Genomic DNA, 9,214 nt, shown 5'->3' on the forward strand with positions numbered 1-9,214 from the left:
TTCAGGGCAGCCCTTCGATCTCGCCTTGCAAGCGTTTCAGCACCTCGTCGCGGCCCATCAATTCCAAGGTCGCATCGATGGAAGGCGTTTGAGTGGTACCCGTTAACATCACGCGCAAGGGCATCGCCACCTTCGGCATCTTCACGCCATGGGCCTCCACCACCGCCTTGATCGCCGGCGCAATGGACTGCTTGTCCCATGAAATGGCGGCCAAGCGGGCTTGCAGGTCTGTCATCACGGCTCGCAATCCCAGCCAATAGTGCTGGGCCTTGAGTTCCGCGGAAGCGGAGATGGGACGATAAAAGTACACCGCCGCATCACCCAGTTCCACGAGAGTACTTGCGCGCTCCTTAAGTAACGCCATCACCTTGGGCAATGCCGGGCCACGGGAGGTATCGCACCCCGCCCGCTGAACGAATTTCTCGGCCATCCGCGCCAAGCGCTCGTTGTCCGCGCTCTTCATCCATTGCGCATTGACCCAGCTTAGCTTCTCCGGATTGAACTGCGCGGCCGAACGGCTTACGTGCTCCATATCGAACCAGTCCACCAATTGGTCCATGGAAAAAATTTCCTCGTTGCCGTGAGACCAGCCCAGGCGCGCAAGGTAGTTGAGCAATCCCTCGGGCAGATAACCCTCCTCCTCGTATTGCATCACGCTCACGGCACCGTGGCGCTTCGATAGCCGCTCGCCATCGGCACCGAGAATCATGGGAATGTGCGCAAAGAACGGTAGCTGCGCACCCAGGGCGCGAAAAATATTCACTTGGCGCACCGTGTTGTTCACGTGATCGTCACCGCGAATCACGTGGGTGATGTTCATATCCAGATCGTCCACCACCACGCCAAAATTGTAGGTGGGCACCCCGTCGGTACGCATGATAACCAGGTCGTCCAGCTCCGCGTTGTGCACGCTGATAGGCCCCTTCACCATATCGCCGAAGGCGGCCTCCCCGCTATCGGGATTGCGAAACCGAATCACCGGTTCCACTCCAGCAGGCGGCGTCTGGCCGCGTGCATTCTCCGGCCGCCAGCGTCCGTCGTAGCGCGGTTTTTCGCCTCGCGCGCGCTGCTGCTCGCGCATGGTGTCCAACTCTTCACGGCTAGCGTAGCAACGGTAGGCGTGGCCTCGGTTGATCAAATCCTCCGCGGCCTTCGCGTAGCGGTCCAACCGCTGCATCTGGTAGAAGGGGCCCTCGTCATAGCCGAGCTTTAGCCATCGCATGGCATCGAGGATGGCCTGCGTGGAATCCCCGGTGGAACGCTCCCGGTCCGTATCTTCGATACGCAGAATGAACTTGCCTCCATGCTTGCGCGCGTAGGCCCACGAAAACAATGCCGTGCGGGCACCGCCGATATGCAAGTACCCCGTGGGGCTAGGAGCGAATCTGGTACGAACCATGGAGCGAGGAAACCTTGGGGGAGGCCATTGTATGACACCAGCCCTTGCGCGCGCGCATGGACGCCGCCGCTTCCTCTATAATTCGCCGCCTTAATTGGCCGGGGCGGTTAGCTCAGGGGTAGAGCACTGTCTTCACACGGCAGGGGTCGCAGGTTCGAAGCCTGCACCGCCCACCAACTCCGCGGGCCACCAGCAGGTGCTGCGGACAATCCTCGGCTTAGTACCTCCCACGAAACCCATCCTGCCCGCGCAAGTAAGCGCGATTGGTCTGTGCGGTGTTGCGGTTGACCAAAGGCCGACCGTACAGAGGATGCCGCAGGCTGCGCACTTCATGCTCCACGCGAAACAGCGGTTCGTTAGTATCTAGATCCACGATGTCGGCGAAGCGCCATTCGTGAGCATCCGTCTCTAGCGTGATGAGCTTGCGGTCGAGGAGCTTGCGATAGGGGCCGGAGAAATCGCTGATGTAGATTTGCATGTGATGGCCGTCGTAGGGGGGGATGGGGGCCCCGGTCTCGCGAAAGTAGATGCGCTGGCCATCCCCGGCGTTGATGGCGGCGGCAGGCACACCATCGCGGCGAACCGCTTCGCCCTCCGCGCCGATGATTTCCCGGTAGAAGCGCACGATCTTGTCGGCGGTTGAGACCGGCACACCGAATTCGATGTAGGGCATGCCGAGTTCCATGTCCCCGAATTCCGCGGCGGGCGCATGGCAGCGAAAGCGGTTTCCCCACGGACAAGTGACCTCCACGTGCTCGCCACGATCTACAAAGCTGAAGCTTGTGCCCGACAGTGCGGCTTTCGCTTTTTCCAGCCGATTTGCGAGTTCCGCCAGATCCGGCACCACCAAACCGATCGTGCCGCGTACACGTTGCGGCACACCGGTAGGCAGGTGCATCTGGTTGCGCCCGATGTTGATCCACATGTTGTCCATCTCCACCATCATGTAGGGGTCGCGCGTGAGCCCGAGGCCCGATACATAGAACACCGTGGCCAGATTTTGGTCCGGCAGCGTCACGTTCACATGTTCGAGCTTGACGATGTTGCCAACGTCTTCGGTGGTGCGGTCATAGGTGGAATGCATGGATTGGCCCTCGAATGCATACTGCTCGGTTGAAAGATTCACTCTTAATGAAGACGAATTTCATTTCGCGCCCGCTCCAAGTAACGATCGGCGTCTTCTTGCAGCAACAGTCTTTCTCGCACCAACGCCGCAGATGCCGCTTGCACTTTGGCAATGTAGTCATCTCGGTTGGCATAGCGTTCGGCAATGGAGAGCCGGGGATCGCCCGTGGCCTCGCGCGCGGCCTTGTTGGGCGCGAAGGCGAGATAGCTCCCATCGCGGTCCGCGAGTTCGCCTTCTGGGTATGGAGCCTTGTATGCGTTCCATCCGGTATAGGTGGCAAGCGGCACGGCGATGTCCGGCAGGCGAATACCGGCTACCTCGTTACCATCTGAGTCAACCTTGCACACCAGCACGCGATAGGTTTGGCGCGAAGACGTTGGATTCACCCAATCGCCGGGCGGTGCAATGGTGTTGGTGATGGTCATGACTGCGGCGTTGGGAATAGCGGGAAATCCTGTTCGGTCCGCGGGCACCAGCGTCCCCTCTCGCAGTGTGGGCGTACGGCTCGCCGGTGGCGCGCGGCCTGAAACGACCCATTCGCCGAGCGCCGCCAGAAGTGCGCGGATGGCTGGCATCGGATTGTGCGGGTTGCGCGGATTGGCGTTGGGACCAGGATCCATCGTGGCGCCAGCCCGGCCCGCATGCTGGGTGCCAGCGATCATATAAAGGCGTGCATTGTCTGGCAATTCGGCGTCGCGAGTGCCGAGCGGATCGGTGTGCAGCAACGACGCTCCCTTCTGCCAGTATTCCGTCGAGGTGTTGGTTTCGATCAGCTTTGGATCCGATCCGTCGCCGCGAAACAGCGATCCTTTCATGCCGGTGAGCGGATCGGTCATGGCCGCCGTGGAAAACGGAAAAGCGTTTTCCGGAAAATCATGATCCTCGTGCTGGGTGTTGGTGCGCGCCGGTTGGCCAAAGGGTGTGTTGAAGAACAGGCGCCCTACTCCGCCGATGTGCGCCAGCACGCCGTCGAACACCCGGCGGCCTTTCTCATCTCGATTGAAACCCTGGTAGATGTGATCGCGCAAATAGCGCGCGGATTGCGAAATGCCGGCTGCCAGCACGTGCGTGACCGGCCGGCCCGTAATCTTTTCCGCGAAACTGTCGTAACGCAACCAACTCACGACATCCCGTGTGGCGGCAAAGCCCAGCCCCAGCACTTTCGGGTTCTTCGCCCGGTAGTGGAACACGTACAGCACGCCAGCGCGCGGCTTCGATCCTTCCGGAAGAAGCTTGATGGACCGGTTATCGGCAAAACCCCATTGTCCCACCGGTATCTCCATGGGCCGGTCCGCCGCCCGCTCGCGCCACGTTAGACGCGCCTGAGTCTGGTCAAGGCTGGCGGCCTCATAGGAAAGTTTGAAGCTCTCCAACAGTCCCATGCGGGTACCAGACACGAATTCGTCACGTATCTCGCCCACGATGGGATTGCCTTTATCGGTGGCCTCCGGCGCCCGCATCGCGAGGCCGCTATTGGCGCGAGGCGCATCCGGATCCCAACCGGACCACACGAGGGTGTAGCCCATGCGCAGAGGGAAACCGTTGCCCAAGTCCGCCACCGTTCGCGGATCGTTTACGCCCTGAGGCCCATCGGCGATGTTGCCGAACAACATTTTGCGGCCGCGATTATTCACCTCGTAGAGGATGCGTCCATTGCCGCGCGCGGGGTCCTTGGGACGCAGTATGTAAACGCCGGTGCTGTACTCCACGAACCCGCGCACATTGCGTGGCGCCTTGTCGAGGTTGGCGATTCCCCGGTTGGCCGGGTCATGCGGATCAACCTCGCCCCTCGCGGTACCGGTCACGCGCTCGTAAGCACCGGTGGAACCGAACTCGGTCCCTTCCGCCAGCAGGTCCACGCTATCGATGTCCAGTGCAACCAGCACGGCTCAAACGAAAGTGAGGTCAGCCTCGGCGCCCAACATCCACGCACCGACCGTTTCGAAGTGGCCCATTCTTCCTTGCAGATGCTGGGTCACCGTGTGAATGTCGCGAAACCGGCGCTCCAGCGGATGGCTTGCAAACACCGCCGGTGTACCGATGGTGTTGTAGGCGAAATCCACCGCCTCGCGCGCTTGGTGAATGGCATGGGTGGAGGCCATGCGAATGAGAATGCGTTGCTCCACCGTGAGTTTCGCGCCTGGCTGGCAAACCTGATTCCAAGTGTCCGAGACCGTTTGATGCAAGAATGCCCTTGCCGAGCGCAGACCGGCCTCGGCCCGCGCGAAATTCGTTTGTACAGCCGCATTGTCGCGCAACGGTATCTTGAGGCCACGCTGCACTTTCTCGCGGGCAAGATCGGTGAACACCGCCAGCGATGCGCGCGCGATCCCCATCCCCACGCTGGCAAAACCCATCTCGTAGAACTGTAGCGCCGCCAAACGGTACACGGGGCCCGGCTCCCGGCATTCCTTTTCATGGTTGCGCGTCATGGAATGATCGGCGCTAACGAAATGATCGTTGAGCGCGAATTGGTCGCTCGCCGTACCACGTAGGCCCACGGTATCCCAGATGTCGGTCAGCACGGGCTCGTTCGCGGGAACCAGCAGCGTGCGCTCCACCTGCAAGCCGTCCGCATCCATCAACGGCGCGCCATCGGCGCGCCAGACCGGGCCATGGGCCCCTAGCCAGGTGGCGTGGCGCGCGCCGCTGGCGAAGGCCCACACGCCCGTGATCCGGTATCCGCCTTCCACTTCTCGCACCTTGGCCTTGGGGCCGGGACCCCAGGCGAGGACCGCACGCGGATCGCCGAATATCTTGGCGGCAACCGGCGGATCGAGATAGGCCGCCGCCATGGCGCATCCGCCGCCTTGGCTTAAACACCAAGCAGTGCTCGCATCGCCCCGCGCAATGGTCTCGACGACTTGCATGAAGGTCATGGGATCAACTTCGAGTCCGCCCACGCTGCGTGGAAGCAGCAAACGAAATAATTGCGCTTCGTGGAGCTTATCGAGCCACGCCGTGGGCAATCTGCGAAGACGCTCGATCTCGCCCGAGAGCGCCTCGGCTTGCGGCCGAAGCGCTTCGGCGCGAGCAAGGATTTCTCGATCGCCGGTGAGCGCCACCGGCAACGGGTTAGACATATCCACGACTCTCTCCCTAAGCCGGCATAGCCAGAGCCAAAAAGAATGCGCTCGCTTCGGCAAAGTACATGCTACGAACAAGTGGTGAGCCCCTTGTTGATCCCCCAAAACCAGTGCGCCGTTTGCACTTTCTTCCCCAGTTCCGCCATCATTGAAGCCGTAAGTGACTAAGAGGAAGCCGCCATATCGCCGCCTGCTCCTAATTCGTTTGTCCAATAGTACCCGCTTGAGGAATCTGCTTGATCGAGGGGATAAACTAACGCCACCATACATGGAGCCATCATGAAGCGGCCCATCCATTTTTTCAGCGAAGGCGTTCGGCTCGCGGGCGATGTATATCTCCCGCGGGATTTGCGTCCGGGAGAAAAACGCGCAGGCATCGTGCTGTGCCATGGCTATACGGGCGTCAAGGACCTCTACCTGCCAGGCAATGCACAGCGCCTGAACGAGGCGGGATATGTCGTACTAACCTTCGATTACAAGGGCTGGGGCGAGAGCGAAGGCCCGCGCAGCCGCCTGGCTCCTTACAGCCGCGTTTACGACGTACAAGCGGCGCTGTCGTTCCTGTGCACACTGCCGGAGGTAGATCCAGCGCGCCTTGGAATTTACGGCACCAGCTATGGCGGTGCCACGGTCGTCTGGGTGGGCGCCACCGACCCGCGCGTGAAATGCATCGTTAGCGTCGCCGGCGTGGGCCATGGCGAGCGCTGGATGCGCAGCGTGCGGCGGCCCGACGAGTGGTTCGATCTACTGGAACGCTCGGCACTAGACCGCACCCAACGCGCGCTCACGGGCACGTCAGAGTTCGTGGAGCGCGCGGAAATTTTATTGCCAGACCGGCAATCGGCCGAACTCGCCGCCGCCGCGCGCCGCGACAATCCAGCCGCGGTCAACAGCATTCCTCTGGAGTATGCCGACGACACATTGAGCTTCAACCCGGAATGGATCGTGGACAAGATCGCGCCCCGCCCCATATTGTTTATCGCCACGGACAACGACCGCCTCGTGCCACCGGAGGAATCATTACATCTGTACCAACGCGCCGGAGAGCCGAAGAAGCTGGTCGTCTTGAAGGGCTATGGCCATTACGAGGTTTACCTGGAGCCCGCCTTCAGCGAAGTGATGCGCGCCACGCTCGATTGGTACCAGGAACATCTGCCCGCGCGCTAATCGCCGCATGGCGGCCGCTCAATGGCACACGGCTTTTCCTTGATCGAGGACATTACCATCGTTCACTGCCATGAACGCCCATTCGTACTCTCCCGCCCGCAAAGCCAACCTCATAACACCAAAGGAACCGCCGACTTTTGCCTCGCTATGGGGATGCGGGTAGAGATAGGGGCCAAGCATTGCGCCACCGGTCCCGGCGACGAATTGCCGGATGCCATGCGCCGCATCGAGCTGGCCTTCTTTGTTAAGTGGCGCGAGACGCTCGTAATCGTGATCATGACCGCTGAGCGCGACATCCGCTACCGCATCGTGGAGGATACTCCAAAGATTTCTCAGCTTGTTGTTGTTACCGTGCCAGCCATAGGTAAATCGAGGGTGATGAAAAAAGGCAAGGACACACTTGGCACGATGCGTGGCCAAGTCCGCCTTGAGCCAGATCTCCTGAGTCTTGCCTAACGGTGCGTTGACGATGTTGCTATTAAGCGCAACGAGGTGCCAGCTACCAAGGTCGAAACTGTAAAAACCAGATCCTGCCGGTCCCGCGCGCTCGCCCCAATAGTCGTAATACGGTTTCGCTCAGTTCGTGTTGTATTCGTGATTTCCCGGCACGGGACGCGTGCGTTGTTTGAACCTGCCCCAGGTGGGCTCGTAGCAGCGCTGGAATTCCACGGCGCGGCCGTTGGGATAAACCAGGTCACCCAGCACCAACACCGTTCCTGGGATGGATTCAACAAGTTTCGCCGTCGCTTCAGCCGGCGTTCCCACGAAACTTCCGGAACCACACTCGCCGATATCTCCGGCGGCAATGACGATTTCTACCTCCTGAGATACCGGCTTCGCGCCTAGTGCACTGTGCCACGGTTGCGCGGCCACCAGTCCGAGCACCACCACCGACAATGCAGTTCGGGTTGTTGTCCAATTTCTTATCATGTGAATTTCGCTTTGTTACCGGACAATAGCTTGAGGAAATCTTCCACTGCTGAAGGATCATCCTTGATGCGGTCCGCCATCGTTCGTACTTTTCCATCACGATGGCCGCCATTGTCTCATCGCTTCGCAAGGCAAGCGTCATGACTGGCGGCCTGATTCTTAACCCGCCAGCGCCCGCGCAGCCCACAGTGGGACGGAGCGGCATCGTTGGCGCAGAAGCCGCCGGGAGATTGGGCGATGTTGTATGCATGACGGGCGCGACCTGTGAGAAATGCGGGCTGGTGGGCTTCCAGTCCGCTATCTGGCCAGCGGTATGAATACCCGGCGTGCGGGAGTAACCCACTCCCTGCTCTGAGATCTGCGATGCCTCGGTCACGATGAGCCCCGCCGAAGCGCGCTGCGCGTAGTAGAGCGCGTTCAATTCCCCAGGGACGTTTCCCGCCCCTGCACGATTACTGGTCATGGGGGCCATGGCGATCCGGTTGGCGCAATGAATTGCCCCCAAGGCGAGTGGAGCGAACAAGAGATGGGGGTTCATGAACTGTCCCGTGACATATTCGGCGTATAGGAATTGTAGGGTCTAGGGCGTGTAGCATTTGGCTCTTCCCAAATGCCGAGAACTTCCATGACCGCATCCATGAATCCCGAAACATTGCGTGCCCTGCAAGCGCCCCTTAAAGAGCGCTACAAGACGGCACCCGAGTCGGCCCAGATCACGCTCAAGGCCCATGGCCGCCTTGGGGAAGGTATTACCTGTAACGTCGAGACAGGCCGCGCCCTCGCGAAAGCGGGGCTGCACCCCGCCACCGGTGGTGACGGTTTGTCGCTATGCTCCGGCGACATGCTGCTCGAAGCGTTGGTGGCCTGCGCTGGCGTGACGCTAAGCGCGGTATCGGCGGCGCTGGGTATCGATGTACGCGACGGAGAAGTCATTGCCGAAGGCGACCTCGATTTTCGAGGCACGCTCGGTGTCGCGAAGGACGCCCCCGTGGGCTTCCGCGACATCCGCCTAAAATTCAAACTCAAGACGAGCGCCACCCCCGACCAGATCGATACGCTATTACGCTTGACGGAGCGCTATTGCGTCGTTTTTCAAACGCTCAACCATAAGCCTGGACTAGCGATTTCCAGGGAAATTAACTAAGCACTCGAAGATAGATGAGGTCTTCGCCGGCTCCTTCAGATGGTATTTCCGCACGAAACGATGTCACCGCTCGATCACGCGGCATTGCCAAGACGCCCCCGAACATGCTAATGACGGTAACACCCGATTACCAAGAGTATTTACCGCCTTCCGTATCGGCCTTGGAAGATCCGCAAACGGATATTCCTTGCATTGCGAAGGACAGGAGTCTTCTAAAGGGCACCTCTAATAATTCAGCATTCTAGAGTAGTGTGTATGGAATCGATGTGATAAAAAGCCTCGAAGCGCAAAGTGATCCCGAGGCCGATGAAGAAAGACAAACGCAGGAAGCAACCCAAACCCAAGCAGCCTGGATTCTTCGA

Annotated in this window: 9 protein-coding genes and 1 tRNA gene; 3 read left to right on the forward strand and 7 right to left on the reverse strand. The window is 60.1% G+C overall.

The window, feature by feature from the left end:
* Position 1: 1 nt before the first annotated feature.
* The gene (locus EXR36_02990) at positions 2-1,399 is read right to left on the reverse strand and encodes a glutamate--tRNA ligase (protein ID MSQ58623.1); all 1,398 of its coding nucleotides are present in this window, start codon (positions 1,397-1,399) and stop codon (positions 2-4) included.
* 101 nt (positions 1,400-1,500) lie between these two features.
* On the opposite strand from EXR36_02990, the gene EXR36_02995 reads away from it, so the two are divergent.
* Positions 1,501-1,575, forward strand: a tRNA-Val gene (locus tag EXR36_02995).
* A gap of 41 nt (positions 1,576-1,616) precedes the next feature.
* On the opposite strand, the gene EXR36_03000 is transcribed toward EXR36_02995, so the two are convergent.
* Genes EXR36_03000 through EXR36_03010 form a run of 3 tightly spaced genes read right to left on the reverse strand, consistent with a single transcriptional unit; the run spans position 1,617 to position 6,001 of the window.
* The gene (locus tag EXR36_03000; protein MSQ58624.1) at positions 1,617-2,483 is read right to left on the reverse strand and encodes a hypothetical protein; all 867 of its coding nucleotides are present in this window, start codon (positions 2,481-2,483) and stop codon (positions 1,617-1,619) included.
* A 44-nt stretch (positions 2,484-2,527) separates the two neighbouring features.
* On the reverse strand, positions 2,528-4,411 hold the full coding sequence (locus EXR36_03005) for a tannase/feruloyl esterase family alpha/beta hydrolase (GenBank protein ID MSQ58625.1): 1,884 nt from the start codon (positions 4,409-4,411) through the stop codon (positions 2,528-2,530).
* Between the two features lie 3 nt (positions 4,412-4,414).
* Positions 4,415-6,001: an acyl-CoA dehydrogenase gene (locus EXR36_03010; protein ID MSQ58626.1), complete on the reverse strand. Its 1,587-nt coding sequence runs from the start codon at positions 5,999-6,001 to the stop codon at positions 4,415-4,417.
* Between EXR36_03010 and EXR36_03015 the strand changes: the two genes are divergently transcribed.
* Positions 5,891-6,778, forward strand: coding sequence for an alpha/beta fold hydrolase (locus EXR36_03015; protein ID MSQ58627.1), 888 nt, complete (start codon positions 5,891-5,893; stop codon positions 6,776-6,778). The genes EXR36_03010 and EXR36_03015 overlap by 111 nt on opposite strands.
* An 18-nt stretch (positions 6,779-6,796) precedes the next feature.
* On the opposite strand, the gene EXR36_03020 is transcribed toward EXR36_03015, so the two are convergent.
* The 3 genes from EXR36_03020 to EXR36_03030 form a co-directional block, all read right to left on the reverse strand.
* Positions 6,797-7,249, reverse strand: coding sequence for a hypothetical protein (locus EXR36_03020; protein MSQ58628.1), 453 nt, complete (start codon positions 7,247-7,249; stop codon positions 6,797-6,799).
* A gap of 28 nt (positions 7,250-7,277) precedes the next feature.
* The gene (locus EXR36_03025; protein ID MSQ58629.1) at positions 7,278-7,442 is read right to left on the reverse strand and encodes a hypothetical protein; all 165 of its coding nucleotides are present in this window, start codon (positions 7,440-7,442) and stop codon (positions 7,278-7,280) included.
* 84 nt (positions 7,443-7,526) lie between these two features.
* Positions 7,527-8,246, reverse strand: coding sequence for a hypothetical protein (locus tag EXR36_03030; GenBank protein MSQ58630.1), 720 nt, complete (start codon positions 8,244-8,246; stop codon positions 7,527-7,529).
* Positions 8,247-8,345: 99 nt separating this feature from the next.
* On the opposite strand from EXR36_03030, the gene EXR36_03035 reads away from it, so the two are divergent.
* On the forward strand, positions 8,346-8,852 hold the full coding sequence (locus tag EXR36_03035) for an OsmC family peroxiredoxin (protein MSQ58631.1): 507 nt from the start codon (positions 8,346-8,348) through the stop codon (positions 8,850-8,852).
* The last annotated feature ends 362 nt before the right edge of the window (positions 8,853-9,214 follow it).

Source organism: Betaproteobacteria bacterium (assembly GCA_009693245.1).
Lineage (GTDB): Bacteria > Pseudomonadota > Gammaproteobacteria > Burkholderiales > SHXO01 > SHXO01.